Raw genomic sequence first — 17010 nt, 5'->3', positions numbered from 1 at the left:
GGATCGCCATCATGAAACGGCAAGAGATATTGGACGGGCTCCGCCAGAGCCCGAAGGTGGACGTCTGCGTCATCGGCGGCGGCATCAACGGCATCAGCGTCTTTCGCGAGCTGTCGCTGCAGGGACTGAACGTGCTGCTCGTCGAGAAACACGACTATTGCTCCGGGGCCAGCTCGGCGCTGTCGCGCATGGTGCATGGCGGGCTTCGCTATCTTGAAAACGGCGAATTCAAGCTGGTGCAGGAATCCCTGGTCGAGCGGGACCGGCTGCTGCGCAACGCGCCGCATTACGTCGCGCCGCTGCCGACGACGGTGCCGGTGTTCGATATATTTTCCGGCCTTGGCAATGGCATCGTCCGCTTCCTGGGCCTCAGCCGCCGCCCGAGCCGGCGTGGCGCCGTTGCCATCAAGGCGGGCCTGAGCATCTATGATTTCCTGACGCGCAAGCGGGCATTGATGCCGCGCCACCAGTTTCGCGGCCGGCGCACGACGCTTGCCAAGTGGCCGGCGCTCAATCCCGACATCAAGAGTTCCGCCACCTATTTCGACGCCTGGGTCAGCCACCCGGAGCGGCTGGGCATCGAGCTTCTGCAGGACGGTCCTTCAGCAAAGTTTGGGGCGATGGCACTGAACTATGCGGAACTGCGTCGGACAGAGGATGGCCAATATCGTGTCGAAGACCAGATCGGCGGCGCGTCGGTTACCGTCGAACCGGCGCTGATCGTCAACGCCACCGGCGGCTGGATCGACATCGCCAATCAGACTCTGCTTTCGCCAGAAGCGCGGCCGTCACCGCTGATGGGCGGCACCAAGGGCTCGCATCTGATCATCGACAATGCCGACCTGCGCGACGCACTCGCCGATCATATGATCTACTATGAGAACGAGGACGGCCGGATCTGCATCCTCTTTCCCTATCTCGGCAAGGTTCTCGTGGGCTCCACCGATATCCGCGTCGATGATCCGGAAACCGTGCGCTGCGAGGCGGACGAGCGGGATTATATCCTGCAGTCGCTCGCCTTCGTACTGCCTGATATTGCCATCCGGCCGGAACAGATCGTTTTCCAGTTTTCCGGCGTGCGGCCGCTGCCGGCCAGCACCGACAGTTTTACCGGGCGCATTCCGCGCGATCATTTCTGCACGGTCGTAGAACCGAAGGATGGTGGCCCACCGGTTCTGTGCATGATCGGCGGCAAGTGGACGACATTCCGGTCCTTCGGGGAACTGGCGGCCGACATGGCGCTGGAAAGGCTAGGCAGGCAGCGCCGTATTACGACAACCGATCGGCCGATCGGCGGCGGGCAGGCATTTCCCACCAACGCGCCTGTCTGGCTAACGCAGGTGGCGGCCAGCAAAGGCCTTTCCATCCAGCGCATGGCTGAGCTGTTTGCTCGATATGGCACGGATGCCGAGGCGGTTGCCGGTTTCATCGCGGCGGGCACCGATGCGGTGCTGCCGCACGCCGGCTACTCGGTGCGCGAATTGCAGTTCCTGATCCGCGGTGAAGCGGTGGAACATCTCGACGACCTGCTTTTACGGCGCACGACGCTTGCCGTTTCGGGCGAGCTTACGCTCGATATGATGGATGCCGCGCTCGACCTGCTGGCGCAGGAAAAGCACTGGACGCTCGCGCATCACGCCCGTGAGCGCGATCGTTTTCTCACCCTTCTTACCGAACGCCACGGCGTCGACGAAGATATGCTTTCGGCAAGGAACGAACCAAGGAGCACAGAATGCGACACAACAGCAAAGTCCGGATGAACCGGCTGTTCGGCGGCGGCCGCTGCCTCGACGTGGCGATCGATCACGGCGTCTGCAACGAACCGTCCTTCCTCAACGGGCTGGAGGATATTCAGGCCGTCGTCAAGGTGCTGGTTTCTGCCGGGCCGGATGCGATCCAGATGAATTACGGCCAGGCGGACCTGCTGCAGGAGGTGCCCGGCAAGGACAAGCCGTCGCTGGTCATGCGCATCGACATGGGCAATCCCTATAACCGGATCCGCCACCGCGACATGTGGGCGGTGCTGCAGAACGAGGCCGAGCCGTTGATCGGCGCGATCGAAATGGATGCGGCCTGCGTCGTCGTCAACCTGTTCATGCTGCCGGACGAGCCGGACCTGTTCCGCCAATGCGTGCAGAACATTTCCCGCGTGCGGGCCGATTGCGACAAGTATGGCATGCCCCTGATGATCGAGCCGCTGGTGATGCAGCCGGTCACCGAAAAGGGTGGCTACATGGTCGATGGCGATGCCGACAAGATCGTTACGCTGACGCGGCTCGCCCGTGAGATGGGTGCGGATATCGTCAAGGCGGATCCGACCACCAATGCCGAGGATTTCCACAGAGTGGTGGAAGCAGCCCGTTGCCCGGTTCTGGTGCGCGGCGGCGGCAAGGAAGATCTTCGCGCCGTCTTCGACAAATCCGCAGCCTTGATGCGGCAAGGCGCAATGGGCATGGTCTATGGGCGCAACATCTATCAGCACGCCAATCCGAGTGCCGTGGTGCGCGGGCTGATGGCGATCGTGCACGAGGATGCGAGCGGCGAACAGGCCTTTGCGCTCTACCAGCAGGGCTGAGCAGCGATTTCGAATCTGGGGAGGGGTTCTGCATGGGAAACTATCTTTTGGGGCTCGACGCCGGAAACACCGTCATCAAGGCGGTGATTTTCGACCGCGCGGGTAACGAGATCGCGGCTGCGTCCGAAGAGGGACACAGCCGCATGCCGAGCCCGGGGCATGTCGAGCGGGGGCTGGACGAATTATGGGCGAATGCCCGGCAGGTCATTCGCGCCTGCATCGAAAAGGCAGAGATCAAGCCGGAGGAAATCGCCGCGATCGGTTGCGCCGGGCACGGCAACGGTCTCTATGCGCTTGATCGCGACGGCGCTCCGCTCATCGGCATCCAGTCGCTCGACACGCGGGCGGCCGGGCTGGTCGACGAATGGCGAGAGGCCGGCGTTGGAGACCGGACCTATCCCATTGCCCGCCAGCGCCCGTGGCCATCCCAGACGCCGACATTGCTTGCCTGGTTGAAGCGTCACCGGCCGGAACTGTTCAATCGCATCGGCACGGTGTTCTTCTCCAAAGATTTCGTCGTCAACCGTCTGACAGGCCGCCGCGTCAGCGAGGTGTCCGACATGTCGGGGGCCGGCCTGCTCGATCTTGCCGCGCGCCGCTACGACAAGGCACTGATGGAAGCCTATGGACTGGGCGATTGCATGGACCTCTTGCCGCCGCTCATCGAAAGCGCCGACATTGCCGGTACGGTAACGGAAGAGGTCGCGACGCAAACCGGGCTCGCCGCCGGTACGCCTGTGGTCGGCGGGCTGTTCGACGTCGTCGCCTCGGCGCTCGGCTCGGGCGTTTCGCGCACCGGCAGCGCCTCTATCATTGCCGGCACATGGAGCATCAACCAGGTCGTTATAGACAGTCCCGACCTCGACGGGCCGGTCTTCATGTCCTCGACCTTCGATCGCAGCCGCTACATGGCGATGGAGAACAGCGCCACCTCGGCTGCCAATCTCGAATGGCTGGTGAGGGAGTTCTTCGAAGGCGAGCATGCGGAAGGCGTTTCGCCCTTCGATGCCTGCTGCGCGCTGGCCGGGGCGATCGAGCCCGCGGCAGACGACCCGCTCTATCATCCCTATCTCTATGGCGCCCAGCAGGACGGTCACGCACGCGCCGGCTTCTACGGCATTGCCGGCTGGCACACCAAGGGGCATCTCGTTCGCGCGCTTCTCGAAGGCGTCGCCTTCGGTCATCGCCAGCACATCGAGACGATCCGAAAGGCCGGGGCGGTGTTCAATGAAGCCGTGCTCTCCGGGGGCGGCTCGCGCAGCCTGATCTGGCCGCAGATCTTTGCCGATGTGCTCGGCGTACCCGTCACCGTTGCCCGCTCGCGCGAAACCGGTGCATTGGGGGCGGCGATTGCTGCCGGAACCGGCGTCGGCGTCTTCTCGGACTTCGGCGCCGGTGCTGCGGCCATGGTGCGAACCGAGCGGCATTATCGACCGGATGTCTCGCTTGAGGCGCATTATGCGCGGCGCTACGCTCTCTATCAGGATATCGCCGAAGCGATGGCACCGCTCTGGCGGCGTCTGACGGTGGTCCCGCCGGCGGCAGCGGGGGCGGCGGCGTGAACAAGCGTGTGGATGATGCAGCCATTGATGCGGGAAGCTACGACTTCATCATCGTCGGCGCGGGATCGGCGGGATGCGTTCTGGCCAACCGGCTGTCGGCCGATCCGAAAACCCGCGTCCTGCTGCTCGAAGCCGGCGGCAGCGACCGCTATCATTGGGTGCATGTGCCGATCGGCTATCTCTACTGTATGGGCAATCCACGCACCGATTGGATGATGAGGACGGCCGCGGAAGCCGGACTGAACGGTCGGTCACTGCCCTATCCGCGTGGAAAACTGCTGGGCGGCTGCTCGTCGATCAACGGCATGATCTACATGCGCGGCCAGGCGGCCGATTACGATGGCTGGCGGCAGGCGGGTAATTCCGGCTGGGGCTGGGACGACGTGCTGCCCTATTTCCTGAAATCCGAGGACAACTATCGTGGCAAGTCGCGGATGCACGGGGCAGGCGGCGAATGGCGGGTGGAAAAGCAACGGCTTTCCTGGCCGATCCTCGATGCCTTTCGCGACGCGGCTGAAGAACTCGGTATCCCGAAGACCGACGATTTCAACGATGGCGACAATGAGGGCTCGGGCTATTTCGAGGTCAACCAGCGCGGCGGCCTGCGCTGGAATACGACCAAGGCCTTTCTGCGCCCGGCGATGAAGCGGCCCAATCTTCGTGTGCTGACCAGCGCCGAAACCGAGCGGCTGGAATTTGACGGCAGGATGGTGACCGGCGTGCGGTTCCGGTTGAACGGGCAGAGCCACTTGGCTCGCGCCGGTCGCGAGGTCATCCTGTCCGCCGGTGCGATCAATTCGCCGAAAATCCTGGAGCTTTCCGGGGTCGGTCGCCCGGATGTGTTGTCCGCTGCCGGACTGGACGTCGCCCATGAACTTCCGGGTGTCGGCGAAAACCTGCAGGACCATCTGCAAATCCGTACCGTCTTCCGCATCGAGGGCGCAAAGACGCTGAACCAGCTGTACCACAACCTGTTCACCCGGGCGGGTATGGGGCTTGAATATATGCTGCGCCGGTCCGGGCCGTTGTCGATGGCGCCGAGCCAGCTCGGTATCTTTGCCAAGAGCGATCCGGCCGTTGCAACCGCCGATCTCGAATATCACGTGCAGCCCTTGAGCACCGACCGGCTCGGCGAGCCGCTGCACAAATATCCCGCCGTCACCGTCTCTGTCTGCAATCTGCGGCCGGAAAGCCGGGGGACGGTGCATGTTGACGGCCCGGACCTTTCCGTGGCGCCGGAAATCCGCCCGAATTATCTTTCGACCGTCGGCGACCGGATGGTTGCGACGAAATCGATCCGGCACGCCCGCCGGCTCATGGAGGCCGGTGCGATCGCCAAGTACCGGCCGCAGGAGATGCTGCCGGGCATGGAATACCGGACTGACGAGGAGCTGATCCGTCGCGTCGGCGATATCGCCACGACGATCTTCCATCCGGTCGGTACCTGCAAGATGGGCAGCGACATGATGGCGGTTGTCGATCCACAATTGCGGGTGCATGGGCTGGCGAAACTGCGGGTGGTTGATGCCTCGATCATGCCGACGATCGTGTCGGGCAATACGAACTCGCCGGTGATCATGATTGCCGAGAAGGCCGCGGAAAGCATTCTATCAGGGGTGTGATGAGTTCTTCGCCGTGATGAACTCTCGCATTGTCTAAAGCGAATGCGTGGAACATCCCCTTTTGTCAGAGACAAAATGCTCAGTTTGCCGCGACTGCGCTGGCGTGAGCGTCGTCACGCGTAATATTCGGAATTTCCAAGGTGCTGACGTCAAACGACACGCTCAGACCTCGATTGCCGTCGGTTCGGCTTAAAGCATGTCGCACAAAACCGTGCAGCGGTTTTGCGACAACGACGTGCGTAGCACAAAGACCTAAAGCGCGAGAGCGAACCTGAAAGATCGCGACGCGCTTTAGAGTACGAAGGCATTCGCGCCCACGACTCGTGAGGATGAGCCCAACCCGCTCAACGCAGGCTGGGCCACCTTCGATTTCGATCAGATGGTCGAGACGTTCTCAGCCTTCGATTTCCCAGTCTTGCGATCCTGTCCAACTTCGAAGCTGACCTTGTCGCCTTCGCGGAGCGACCCGCCGCTCTGCAGTGCAGACACGTGAACAAAAACGTCCTGGCCGCCACCCTCAGGGGTGATGAAGCCGAAGCCCTTGTCGTCATTGAAGAATTTAACGGTACCTGTCGGCATGAGATAACTATTTCCTTGTATCGTTCGACGATTTGCGAAGGCGAAACTATAGCTTCGGAGCTTCTCTATCAACCCTTTAGCACGCTAGAGGCTCTTTGAACGCAAAAAGATATCAGCTCCGACGAAGGTCAATGCGGCTCGTAACAACCGATCGACCTGTAGCGGGGTCTGTGTCGACGGTTGTGAGGCGCATGCCGGATGCCCCGGTTTTTTCAATCGTCATCTGCGCACGTCGGTCACCATTGACCTCTTTCGCCCATTTGATCGCGAGGCTTATGGCATTACCAGCGCGCTTTCCGCCTAGACCCGCAGTGCCGGTGCCCGCGCCCACATAGGAGCCGGTGTAGCTGTCACCGCTGGCCTTGAGTTTAGCGCTGATGACACGGGAAAAAACGACGAGACTGGTGCAGCGTCCATTGAGTGCAAGGGAACTTGCATTCGCGTCCGACTTGAAACGGCAAGTGACTTTAATCGTGGGTGCATTTGTCCGCACTTTCACCGTACCGTTACCGCTCCAGTTTCCCGCCAGTGTTTTGAGGAAGGCGGATTCGTCGGCGTGGGCGGCGCCGGCCGTGAGCATTGACGCCGTAGCAGCGGCGATGGCGCAGGCAAGGATCTTGATCATCTGAGTAACTTTCGGGCCACATAACATCCGCATCATGACGCTTGGCTCTTCGAGGAGGAGGGGTGTCATATAACCGCTCGGCGATGGTTTGGTTCCGTAGGGGAGGCATTCGATCGCGTTCTCAACGCAGTGCGGACGTTTTCAACAAGATCAACGTACAAATGATGCCCACGCACGCTGAAAGGGATTGCCGATCTCCCGCCTCAGGCTTTAGATCGGTCTTACACAATGAGATTGTGCAAGCCGGCCGCAATGACGTCAATTCCGCTATAGCGCCGCGCGTTGCGCAAAGGACGCGGCAGCGCTTTGAATTGCTGCCTCATTGGCCGCTGCCTGAGCTTGCCAGCCCATTGCGCTGTCACATATGAGGGGTCCGACGCCATTGCCTTCACTTGTTCTTCCTGGTCGCCCGCTTTCGTTGGCGCGCAACGTCATCTCCACGCCGAATGCTTACTTCTGGGCAACGCCCATCATCCTCGCACTGGCTGTCTTTCTATTCGTCTCGGAAGCGCCAGGGGTAATCCGCGATTTCCAGATCAGCCAGAACCCTTTGACGCTTGAAAATGGCGACGTGCAAAACGGGCGATGCACGACACGCAAGGCAGTCTTTACCGATTGCGAGGCACGCCTGGTCTACAGCTATGGTGGACGAGACTACGACACCGAAGTCGAGGTCATGTTCGTCGATTTCCATACCGGCGACTACGAAACGGGTCTGGTGATATCAGCCGATCACCCGGAACTTGCGACGATGAGCCTGGGTCTGGACATGCTCTGGAACCGGATCATCACGCTTACTGTGTTCGCCGTTCTGCTTGGCGGCATGGGCCTGGGGATGATTTTTCTCGCTATCCGCATTTGGCGGGTCAAGGGCCAACTGCTTCGACCTGCCTTGCTGACCCCTGTCCCGGTCGAGATCACCGCATTCGACCGCAAACGCGGCGTCCTTTCCATCACCTATAACGACAAGATCGCCGACGACAAAACGGGACGATCGGCTTACACGCGCATGAAGAATGGAGAGGAGCCTCTGATCGTCGGTGAAGCCAATGGCAAGGCGATCGGACTGGCCGTCAGGCACGGCAATACGGCCCTGCCGGTGCTTCTCGACGATCGTCTTCAGCGCGTGGAGCTTACGGATAATGAGCGCACCGCAGCTCTTGCACCTTTCGCGTATCAGCAAGAACGCGATCGGAATGCGCCGATTTTGATTGAAGAACCAAAAAGGACGGTATCGATCTGGAAGCGGCTGCAGCTTTTCTTCGGTGTGTTGCTTCTGATCGTCGTGGGTGTGGTCGGCTTCTGGCTTTGGTACGTCACGACCTCCACGACAGCGTTCCAATCGCCTGGCATGGACATCAACAATCTCATGCCAGCGCCGTTGAACGAGTGGGGATGCGAGCAGTTGAAGAAGCGGTTCGGTCAGGATCGCGCGCCGTTTGGTTGCGTCGCCGACGATTATACGAGCTGGAAATAGAAAGATGGCCCCCGCTGTCTGACCGAGCCTTCACGGTCAGTGGCGGACCGGAGCGGCACGAAACCGCGTCACTCTGGTCTGCGAGCGTAAAACGTGTTCCACCCATCGCCGTCACGGTTGATCCTGTGTGCGTCCCATTCAAGAGCAAGCCCCGCCTCCTTGATGCACAGCGCGAAATCGTCCCGGCGCCAGTAGGACATATGGTAGGCGCCGCTTGTCTCCCCGTCCCCATCGCGCATCGACACCAGGAAGACGCCTCCCGGGCGTAGCGCAGCGACGATCTTTTCGAGAACCGGGCCGGTCTGGTCACGAGGCACATGTATGAGGACACAGAGAGCGACGACCGCGTCATAGGGTCCGCCGAGATCGTCGGTGATGACGTTGAGAAGTTCGCCCTTCTTGCCGCGCGCGGCCTGCAGTTCTAGAAACCGTCGCGTCGCATCGGTTCGCCTTACCGAAACGCCCTGTGTCTCCAGGAAATCCGCATCCCATCCGGCCCCCGACCCGATCTCAAGGATCTGGCCACCCTTGCCGGCGGCGGTAGCGACCTGACGCAGTGCCGCCTCGAGGCTCGGCCAGGGAAACTGATCAACGATGCGACTATAGTCATCGGCGCAACCTTCATACGAATCGATCGTGCGCTGGGTGTTGGCCAAGGTGGCGGAAGAGATGTGCATTTGACCTCCGGATGTTCGCATTTGGGCGTCGCTCTGGGCGCCATATAGCCATCCTCGGTCTAAGGCGGGCATAAGCACATCAGGCAACATGCCTAGACGATGAAATAGGAATGCGATGCTTGTGTCGTGCGGACGACAGATAGCGGAAGGCGCAGCCAGACAAGCGAACTTCAGGCGGGATCAACGATCCGAAGCCGGTGGGCTATTGCGGCCGCGGCGCCGCGGCTGGGGACGGAAAGCTTGCTCAGGATGTTGGAGACATGAACGCTCGCCGTTTTCGAGGAAATGAACAGATTGACGGCTATCTCGCGATTGCTCTGTCCCGCGGCGAGAAGCCGGAGCACCTCGAATTCCCGATCCGTCAGGCCGAGGGGTGCCTTCGGCATGCCACCCTCCTTCCCGTTTCCAAGATCAATGCGGGCCTTTTCGGCGAGGGTCTCGATCTGGTTGCCCAGGAGGGAAGCGCCGGTCGAATGGGCAAGGTCTGCGCCTCGCTGGAAATGGCCCGCACCCTTCGCGCGCTGGCTGGCATTCACCGCAGCACAACCGGCCCGCATAAGAGCATATGCCTGCCGAAAGGGCTGGCTCAAATCAGCCCAGCTTTGGGCAACCGCTTCCCACGCTTCGAGGTCGGAACCCGTCGAGCGCGACATCTCGGCCAGGATGCCCAGCTTCTCGGCTTCCTCCACCACATTGCGGCACGGGGACCGAGCGGCAATGTCGGCGAAACGCCGCGCCACATCTTTCTGGTTCGTATCAACGGCAACGCGCATCGCCGAGGCCAGCAGTGGCCAAGAGACGCGTCCTTGTTTTTCGCAATGGGTCAAGACGGATCTTACCAGGGTCGCAGATTGATCCATGTCACCCGCCAGCGCGCGGCTTTCGATGTCAAATCTCAACAGATTGGCCGCCATGCGGCTCGCAACCTGAGGGCCGGGTGGCAGACTGCGCAAGGATCTCGCCGCAACGGCAATTCGATCCGAGTTCCCCAATACCAAGGCGATCTCCGCCTGGCATTCGAAAACATGAACGAGCCCGAGCGGCAGCGGATCCAATGCCGCCATTCGCTCGCATGTCTCAATGGCTTCGGAAACGCGGCCCAAGGCGAGAAGGGCGCGGCACAAAGGCGAACCGATTATCGCCCCGATATAGCGCGCCTGGCCGAACTCGACTGTCCGCGCAAAGATCGCCGGTCCGATTTCGGCGATCTGAGGATATTTTCCGGTCTCAAGCAGGGCACGAAGCAATGCGGCGCCCGCCAGCACCTCGACTCGTCCGATGGACGCCTGCCTGGCGCGGTCAACGATGCTCCAGAGCCTATCGATGTGGTAACGGCCCGATGCCATCTCCAAAGACTCCGCGACGATCAGTGCCTCTATGCGGTACTCCTCGTCATCGAGCCTTTCAGACAGGTCCTTCAGTTCGTCGCCCAAGCGCCTGGCGCGATCGAACTCGCCCCTTAATATCAGCGCGCGGGAAAACTGTCCCAGTCCGTCCGCGCGCAGCCTGGTGGAATCGAGCGCATGATCGAGCGCGCGCTCGAGGTCGGCGATCTCGCCCGGGATAAGCGCGTGTTGACGCATCACCGCGCGCTGCAGAAGAAGCGCTGCCAATTGCTCCTTGTCGCGACCGACATCCACTTCGGCGAGTGCGCGTTCGACAAAGGCCAGCCCCTGTTCCGCTTCCGCTGCCCAGCAGGCGGCATCGGCAGCGAGTTCCAACAGCTTGCAGTGATCCGCGCCGATCACTTCAATCGCATCATCGACCTCGGGCCACACTGCCAGCACGAGCTTCAGCATCTCCATCTGGTCAGCATAGGCGAAAGTGGCAGCGGCCTCAGTGGCAGATTGCCAGGCCCATCGCAGGCAATTCTCGGCTTGGCCGGCGCCGTACCAGTGGCGCGCGAGCGCAACGGAGTGCCAAACCCGATAGCTTGGAACCGGTCCGCGTTCGAGCACGTCCGCATAGGCGCGATGGATGGCCACCTTTTCGCCGGCGATCAGGTCACCCCGCACCGCTTCGTGGATAAGTGCGTGGCGGAACGCATATCCATCATGATCAGGCACCAGGATCCCAGCCAAAATCGCAGGACGCAGCCATTCTGCTAATTCAAGGTCGGCTTTGTTCGCGACGCTGCGAAAAAGCGCATGAGTGATATGCGGGCCGCCGAGCGCCATCACCTTCAAAAGCTCGGCCGTCGACGCCGGCATGTCCCTGACGGCTCTCAGCAGGTAGTCGTTGAGCGAACCAGGAAAATCTCTGCGCAAGCCTCCGCTCGCATCGATGAGTGCCTCCGTGAAAAGCGGGATTCCGCAGCACCGCGCATGGACCTCGTTGATCAGCGCAGGTGTTGGGGGGCGTCCCAGCAGCCCCTCGAGCTGCACGGCGACCTCCGCGCGCTGAAGGCGGGGAAGCGTCAACACCTCGGCACCCTCGGAAAGTGAGAGGTCCGCGATGGTCGTCCGCAGGGCGTTGGTGGCGCTGGTCTCCTCGGGTCGATAGGTGACGATCAGCATCAGCCGAATTTTCTTCAGCCGTGTCGCGAGGAAACGAAGCAGATCGCAAGTTGCCTGGTCGGCCCAGTGAATGTCCTCGAAGACCACCACGAGCGGTGTCTCCCGTGCCAGCTCCTCTAACAGCTTTCGCAGCACCTCGAACAGCCGCGCTCTTGCGATGCCCGCATCAAATCTTTCGGAGCTCTCGCCGAGTTCGGGAAGAAGCCAGGCCAGTTCTCGCGCACCCTCGGCGCCGACAAAGGATTTGACTGCCGGCGCGCCGCGCAGCTGAACAAGTTCATGCAGAACAGCCGTTACCGGCGCGTAGGGCAATGCCGATTCCCGCTGCTCAATGCACCCGCCTTTCAAAATCAGGGCGCGGCCGGACAGTCGGTTGGCAAACTCTTCAACCAGCCGCGTTTTGCCGCCGCCTGCTTCTGCCCCGACAAGAAAGGAACGTTGCCGCCCGCCGGACACATCTCGGAAAGCGGACTCCATCGAATCGAGTTCTACTGCACGGCCTGAAAACCGAGACCTTCTGAGGGATGTCGACACAAGATGCTCCGAAACCTGAAGTTCGAGATTAGCAGAGATGAAAACATAGTCATCCCGACGGTGCAGAGTAGCGATGCGGAGATCCCAAGTGCCGGCGATGTTCAGCCCCCCGGAACCTTGACCTGGATCCGACTGGATCACCTGATGCTGCCAAAGTGGATTTTAGGCCCCGTCATACTCAAAATGCCCGATGCGACACCACCCGCCTTAGCCACAGGGTGGGGAATATGCGGACGTCGAGTGGCGTTCGCGTGGAAGCCTGCGGATACGAAGGCCTGCGACTTTCGCCGCTTCACCCAAGCCAATAAAGGATGCCGCCAAGTGACTGAACGTATGATCAAGTTTGACGACGTCGAGATTGCCACTCAGGCTTTCGGCAATCCGGCGCATGAGCCGATCCTGCTCATCATGGGCGCCATGGCTTCAATGTTGTGGTGGCCGGACGGATTCTGCCAAAAGCTTGCTGATCACGAGTTCTATGTCATCCGCTACGATAATCGAGACACCGGCCGCTCGACGATCTACCCGCCGGGGGAGCCGCCCTATGCAATGGACGACATGGCCGAGGACGCCATAAGGGTACTTGATGGCTACGGCATCGACCGCGCCAATCTGATTGGAATGTCGTTGGGTGGCACGATCGCCCAGATCGCCGCACTGTCAAATCCGAAGCGCGTCAAGACACTAACGCTGATCTCCACCACGCCGGTGGGCGTTGATACCAGTGCTCTACCCCACACCACAGACGCCTACATGGAGCACGCAGCGACGGGTGAGCACGTCGATTGGACAGACAATGCCCAAGTGATCGAATTCCTCCTCAAGGATACCCGGATGATCGCCGGTTCGGCGCACCCTTACGACGAACGGCAGGCGCGGGCCTTCGTTGAACGCGACGTCGAACGGGCCAAAAACTTCGTCAGCGCAACCAATCATTTCATGCTGAAGGGCGGCCAGGCCTTAAGGGGCAAGTTGGGTGAACTTGCCGCGCCCCTCCTTGTCATACACGGAACCGCTGATCCGATTTACCCCTTTGAGCACGGTGAATTGCTGACACGAACCGTCAAGGGAGCGAAGCTCATTCGGCTCGAGGGCGGTGGCCACGAAATTCATCTCCAGGATTGGCAGGAGATCACTTCTGCTATCGAAGCTCATTGCGGTCGGTAGCTTGTGGCGTCAAAAAGCAGGCAGGGCGTGCCGAACAACAGCTACGCCCTTCCGTACATCCGGCTCGCGCGCAGTAGGCGTTGCGAGTAGGGGTGTTCGACCGCACCTCTTCGGAGTGCGCCGACATCAACCTGTTCGACGATCTCGCCCGCTTCCATGATGGCGACGCGGCTGCACATATGCGAGACGACGGCGAGATCATGGCTGACGAGCAGATAGGTCAGACCGCGATTGGTGCGCAGATCCTGGAGGAGATTGAGGATTTCGGCCTGAACGGACACATCGAGCGCCGATGTCGGTTCGTCGAGAAGCAGAACGTCCGGATCCAGCATCAGCGCGCGGGCGATCGCCACGCGCTGCCGCTGGCCGCCGGAGAGCTGGTGCGGAAATCTGTAGCTCAGCGCCGGGTCGAGGCCGACCGATCTGAGGACCGCGTTCATGTCGACAGAGTTCGTATCCAGCCCCTGGTTGCGCAACGGTTCCTTCAGCTGCGAGCGAATGGTCTTGCGGGGGTGAAGTGATCCGTAGGGGTCCTGGAACACCATCTGCACCCGGCGGAAGAAAGGTCGGCTGCGCTGTTGACTTAACGGCTCGCCGTGGAGCTCGATCCGGCCGTCATAGTTGGCGTTGAGGCCGGAAAGCGCCCTCAGGACAGTAGACTTCCCGCAGCCGGACTCGCCAACCAGGCCGAAAGCAGTTCCTTTTTCGATGGCGAAGCTCACGTCTCGGACGACAGGCCGCTGCCCGGGCCCGAAACGGACCGTAAGATTGTCGATTTTAATCACCGCGGCGGCTCCAATGCGAATTCTTCAAGCCAGGCCGGATCACGTTTCAGGATCGGCAGCCGGGAAGGCGGATCTTCGATCGTCGGCAAGGATGCCAGCAAGCCTTGCGTATAGGGATGTCGGGCCTTGTCGAGATCGCGCGCCTCGAGCACTTCCACGACCCGCCCCGCATACATGATGAGGACGCGATCGCAGAAATTCCGGATGAGATTGAGATCATGACTGATGAAGATCAGCCCGAGATTGCGGCGCAGGACGAGCTCGTCGAGCAGGGCCAGGATCTCGAGCCTCACCGTCACATCGAGCGCTGACGTCGGTTCGTCTGCGATCAGCACTTCGGGTTCGGCAATCAGCATCATGGCGATCATCGCCCGCTGGCCCATCCCGCCCGAGATTTCGTGCGGATAAAGGCGGGCCACACGCTCCGGATCGCGGATCTGGACGGCCTCCAGCATATCGAGCGCCTGCTTCCAGGTCTTTGCCCTGCTCGTCCTCGGATGATGGAAGCGGTAGGTCTCGGCGATCTGTTCGCCGATTCGCATGACGGGATTGAGCGAATATTTCGGATCCTGCAGGATCAGGCCGATCCGCCGGCCCCTGATCGTCATCATCGTTTTTTCGTTCGCCTTGAGCAGATCGACGTCGCGAAAGCGCATCCGCTCGGCATTGATGATCGCGGTCGGTGGCAGCAGCTTCATGATGGCGCGGCCAACGGTCGACTTTCCCGATCCGGATTCACCGACGATCCCGAGCTTTTCCTGTCCAAGGGAAAAGCTCACGCCGCGCACGGCCCGCACCTGTCCGCCGCCGAAGGCGATTTCGAGATTTTGAATATCGATCAAGGGCTCTGTCATTCTGAACCTCGGGGATCAAGAACATCGCGAAGTGCATCGCCGACGAGGTTGAAGGCGAGGCTGACGAGCGCAATGGCAATGCCGGGTGCTGCGATGACCCAGGGGCTGTCGAGCATGAATTCACGTCCGCTGGCGGCCATCGATCCCCATTCCGGCCATGGCGGCTGCGCGCCGAGGCCGAGGAAGCCGAGGCCGGCGGCGGTGATGATGATGCCGGCCATATTGAGGGTGACGCGGACGATCACCGAGGGAATGCACATCGGCAGGATGTGACGGGTGATGATCGCGAGTGATGTCGCGCCCTGCAGGCGCACGGCGGCGATATAGTCCGCCTTGCGCAGGCTGAGCGTCTCGGCGCGCGCCAGGCGCGCGATCGGCGGCCAGGCGGTTAGTGAAATCGCGATGATTGCATTGGTGATGCCTGGACCGAGCGCTGCGGCAAAACCCAACGCCAGCACGAGGCCGGGGAAGGAGAGAAAAATATCGGTGATGCGCATCAGGATTTCATCGACGATGCCGCCGAAATAACCTGATACGGTGCCGATCAGCAGGCCGAGCGGGGCGACAATGACCGTGACGAGCATGATGATGTAGAGCGTCGTGCGGGCACCATAGATCACCCGGGAAAAGACGTCGCGGCCAAAATTGTCGGTGCCGAGCCAATGGCTCGCCGATGGCGCGGCAAGCCGCCCGGCCATGTCCTGAACGATCGGATCGTAGCTCGTCAGCAGGGGTGCGGCCAGCGCCACCACGATCAGCAGCAGGATAATGGCCAGTCCCGCCAGTCCAAGCGGATGCAGGCTGAATTTCCGCCAGCCCTGGTGAATTTGCTGCGCCGATGACTGGAACCAGCCTCGAGGTTCCGGTGCGAGCAGCCAGTTGCGAAGGCCGCCGGTGTTGACGCTGTCTGCGTGCTCAGAGGAGATCGTCATGGCGTCACCGTGTCCTCGGATCAAGAATGCGATAAAGGAAGTCCGACAGGATGTTGATCGTCAGGAAGACGGCGCCGATCGTCAGGACCGAACCCATGACCACGTTCATGTCGTTCATCTGCAGCCCCCGGGTCAGGTACTGGCCGAGCCCCGGCCACCCGAAGACGGTCTCGATCAGCACCGCGCCTTCGAGCAGCCCGCCGAAGGTTAGCGCCATGATTGTTAAAAGCTGCACGCGGATGTTCTTGAAGGCATGGCGCCAGACCACCTTGCGGGTGCCGAGCCCCTTGGCCCGGGCGGTGATGATGTATTCCTGGCTGAGTTGCTCCAGCATGAAGCTCCGCGACATGCGGCTGATATAGGCGACGGAATAGTAGCCGAGGATTGCCGCCGGCAGGATGATGTGGCCAAGGGCGTTGTAAAACACCTCCCATTGGCCCTGAATCGCCGCGTCGATCAGGAGAAAGCCGGTCATCGGCGTGACGAGGCCTTCATAGAAGACATCGATCCGGCCCGAGGCGCCGACGAGCTTCAGCTTCGCATAAAAGACGAAGAGCGCCATCAGCCCGGTCCAGAAGATCGGGATGGAGTGGCCGGCAAGGGCGACGATCCGCGCGATGTGGTCGATAATGGTTCCGCGCCTGACCGCAGCGGTGATCCCTAAGGGAATGCCGACGATCGCCCCGATGATCATGGCGATTATCGCAAGTTCGATCGTCGCGGGAAAGATCGTCAGGAGATCGGTGAGGATCGGCTGGCCCGTCGTCGCCGACATGCCGAGATCGCCTGTGGCGATCTTGCCGACGTAGGAGAGGAACTGCATCCAGATCGGCTGCCCAAGACCCAGCTCGTTATAGACGCGATCGTAAACCTCCTTGCTGACTTCCGCCCCGGTGATGGCGAGCACCGGGTCGGCGGGCAGCAGGCGGCCCATCGAGAAGGTCAGGAAGAGCAGGCCGAGCAGCGTCGTCACGACTGCCACGACACGTCCCGCCAGGCGCCGCAGCAGGCTCAGTGCCGGGTGAGGGGCCGCCTCGGCGAACCCGCCCGCCGGGGAGGGCAGGCTGCTCCCCCCCTTCGATGTCATATCGGCGCTCGCCACGGC

The 17010-nt window shown here is 61.3% G+C and carries 14 protein-coding genes; 6 read left to right on the top strand and 8 right to left on the bottom strand.

All coding sequences use genetic code 11. The features are described from left to right. Positions 1-11 precede the first annotated feature (11 nt). Genes HX898_RS20155 through HX898_RS20140 form a run of 4 tightly spaced genes read left to right on the top strand, consistent with a single transcriptional unit; the run spans position 12 to position 5759 of the window. Positions 12-1760 carry a glycerol-3-phosphate dehydrogenase/oxidase gene (locus tag HX898_RS20155; RefSeq protein ID WP_180195511.1) on the top strand — a complete coding sequence of 583 codons (1749 nt, stop codon included), beginning with the start codon at positions 12-14 and terminating at the stop codon, positions 1758-1760. After that, a complete protein-coding gene (locus HX898_RS20150; protein WP_173883685.1) occupies positions 1757-2575 on the top strand; it encodes a class I fructose-bisphosphate aldolase in 819 nt (272 codons plus the stop codon). The genes HX898_RS20155 and HX898_RS20150 overlap by 4 nt, the downstream gene beginning before the upstream one ends. A gap of 32 nt (positions 2576-2607) precedes the next feature. Continuing rightward, on the top strand, positions 2608-4137 hold the full coding sequence (locus HX898_RS20145) for an FGGY-family carbohydrate kinase (RefSeq protein WP_180195510.1): 1530 nt from the start codon (positions 2608-2610) through the stop codon (positions 4135-4137). Then, on the top strand, positions 4134-5759 hold the full coding sequence (locus HX898_RS20140) for a GMC family oxidoreductase (protein ID WP_180195509.1): 1626 nt from the start codon (positions 4134-4136) through the stop codon (positions 5757-5759). The genes HX898_RS20145 and HX898_RS20140 overlap by 4 nt, the downstream gene beginning before the upstream one ends. Positions 5760-6134: 375 nt before the next feature. On the opposite strand, the gene HX898_RS20135 is transcribed toward HX898_RS20140, so the two are convergent. Continuing rightward, positions 6135-6338 (bottom strand): cold-shock protein, encoded by a 204-nt coding sequence (locus tag HX898_RS20135; RefSeq protein ID WP_018480679.1) that lies wholly within the window; start codon positions 6336-6338, stop codon positions 6135-6137. 112 nt (positions 6339-6450) lie between these two features. Beyond that, positions 6451-6963 carry a hypothetical protein gene (locus HX898_RS20130; RefSeq protein WP_138388837.1) on the bottom strand — a complete coding sequence of 171 codons (513 nt, stop codon included), beginning with the start codon at positions 6961-6963 and terminating at the stop codon, positions 6451-6453. A 364-nt stretch (positions 6964-7327) separates the two neighbouring features. Here HX898_RS20130 and HX898_RS20125 point away from each other — a divergent pair, with 364 nt between their 5' ends. Continuing rightward, a complete protein-coding gene (locus HX898_RS20125) occupies positions 7328-8440 on the top strand; it encodes a hypothetical protein (RefSeq protein ID WP_171600421.1) in 1113 nt (370 codons plus the stop codon). A 68-nt stretch (positions 8441-8508) separates the two neighbouring features. Here HX898_RS20125 and HX898_RS20120 read toward each other — a convergent pair whose 3' ends face one another. Both HX898_RS20120 and HX898_RS20115 read right to left on the bottom strand, forming a co-directional pair. Beyond that, positions 8509-9117, bottom strand: a complete 609-nt coding sequence (locus tag HX898_RS20120) for a methyltransferase (protein WP_180195508.1) — start codon at positions 9115-9117, stop codon at positions 8509-8511. A gap of 170 nt (positions 9118-9287) precedes the next feature. Continuing rightward, complete coding sequence (locus tag HX898_RS20115; RefSeq protein ID WP_180195595.1) at positions 9288-12167, bottom strand: AAA family ATPase; 2880 nt, start codon at positions 12165-12167, stop codon at positions 9288-9290. A gap of 321 nt (positions 12168-12488) precedes the next feature. Here HX898_RS20115 and HX898_RS20110 point away from each other — a divergent pair, with 321 nt between their 5' ends. Next, positions 12489-13334: an alpha/beta fold hydrolase gene (locus HX898_RS20110; RefSeq protein ID WP_180195507.1), complete on the top strand. Its 846-nt coding sequence runs from the start codon at positions 12489-12491 to the stop codon at positions 13332-13334. A 41-nt stretch (positions 13335-13375) separates the two neighbouring features. Here the strand turns inward: HX898_RS20110 and HX898_RS20105 are convergent, their stop codons facing one another. The 4 genes from HX898_RS20105 to HX898_RS20090 are packed head-to-tail and all read right to left on the bottom strand — an operon-like array spanning position 13376 to position 17007. Continuing rightward, the gene (locus HX898_RS20105) at positions 13376-14119 is read right to left on the bottom strand and encodes an ABC transporter ATP-binding protein (RefSeq protein WP_138388842.1); all 744 of its coding nucleotides are present in this window, start codon (positions 14117-14119) and stop codon (positions 13376-13378) included. After that, a complete protein-coding gene (locus HX898_RS20100; protein WP_180195506.1) occupies positions 14116-14973 on the bottom strand; it encodes an ABC transporter ATP-binding protein in 858 nt (285 codons plus the stop codon). Before HX898_RS20100 ends, HX898_RS20105 begins: the two co-directional genes overlap by 4 nt. Beyond that, complete coding sequence (locus HX898_RS20095) at positions 14970-15905, bottom strand: ABC transporter permease (protein WP_138332805.1); 936 nt, start codon at positions 15903-15905, stop codon at positions 14970-14972. The genes HX898_RS20100 and HX898_RS20095 overlap by 4 nt, the downstream gene beginning before the upstream one ends. 4 nt (positions 15906-15909) lie before the next feature. Next, the gene (locus HX898_RS20090; protein ID WP_180195505.1) at positions 15910-17007 is read right to left on the bottom strand and encodes an ABC transporter permease; all 1098 of its coding nucleotides are present in this window, start codon (positions 17005-17007) and stop codon (positions 15910-15912) included. Positions 17008-17010 lie beyond the last annotated feature (3 nt).

The organism is Rhizobium sp. WYCCWR 11128, from assembly GCF_013416305.1.
Taxonomy (GTDB): domain Bacteria; phylum Pseudomonadota; class Alphaproteobacteria; order Rhizobiales; family Rhizobiaceae; genus Rhizobium; species Rhizobium indicum.
This window is presented reverse-complemented; position numbering and strand designations above follow the sequence as displayed.